This is a genomic window from Candidatus Clostridium helianthi, assembly GCF_045310795.1.
GTDB lineage: Bacteria > Bacillota > Clostridia > Clostridiales > Clostridiaceae > Clostridium > Clostridium helianthi.
On the sequence record NZ_JBJIAB010000111.1, the window covers coordinates 1 to 827 of the forward strand.

Sequence of the window (827 nt, forward strand, 5' to 3'; positions counted from 1 at the left end):
AATAGATTGAAAATAGAGCAATTATTCTCAGTTTTAAAAGGTTTATATAACTTAGAAAATCCAAGGCTCTATGGGCATGCCCGATATGAACGTCATATAAAATGGGTTTTATTAGCCTATTTAATAGATGAATTTAATAAAAAACAGCAGGGAATAAAATCGAGAAAATATCCTTGGAATCTTTGATTCCTAAGAATATTTTCTTAAATAACTATTTGTAAAAATTAGTTATTCAACAACCTAAATCAGTATAAATTTAATCTTTTCTATATCTTCCTCCGAATATAACCTATATCCGTTTTTATCACGTTTAGTTTCAGAGAGCAATCCAATTTTTTCATAATATCTTATAGTTTCTTTATTGATATTCAATTCCTTAACTAATTTTCCAATATTGTACTCGTCTTTTTTCATAATTCAACTTCCTCAAATTTAGAATTTTATATTACATTAAAAATTGATATTGTTTAATACTCTAACCTTAATTTACACTATAGACCAATTATAGCATGTATTACAAAAACATTATTCGCATTATAAAAAAAATGCCACAAAACTCATTCTGAATAATGTGGCATCTCGATTTATGCGTATTTGGGTTTAATTAACTTAATATTATAATATATGAATATCATCTTAATCACCAAATATTCTTGTAATTTATATCAAAAAGTTAAGTACTAAATTTCTAAACTCTTTCCTGTTACTAAACATAGCTGGGTGATTCCATTTTAAATTGTAAAAAAGTTTTATATATGTTGCAAATTGGTTTCTACATTCGGACGCATAGCCTGTCTATTGTCTGAGTAGGAACCATATTTATAGAT

The 827-nt window shown here is 25.8% G+C and carries 1 protein-coding gene and 1 pseudogene; one reads left to right on the top strand and one right to left on the bottom strand.

Going from position 1 to position 827, the window contains the following annotated elements:
* Window positions 1-186, top strand: a pseudogene (locus tag ACJDTP_RS27395) (transposase); the annotation flags it as partial.
* Between the two features lie 54 nt (window positions 187-240).
* On the opposite strand, the gene ACJDTP_RS27400 reads toward ACJDTP_RS27395, so the two are convergent.
* On the bottom strand, window positions 241-414 hold the full coding sequence (locus tag ACJDTP_RS27400) for a MerR family transcriptional regulator (RefSeq protein WP_406763004.1): 174 nt from the start codon (window positions 412-414) through the stop codon (window positions 241-243).
* Window positions 415-827: the final 413 nt, after the last annotated feature.

Excerpts from the sequence above, each read along its gene's own strand:
- ACJDTP_RS27400 (WP_406763004.1), bottom strand. The coding sequence starts at position 414 with ATGAAAAAAGACGAGTACAATATTGGAAAATTAGTTAAGGAATTGAAT.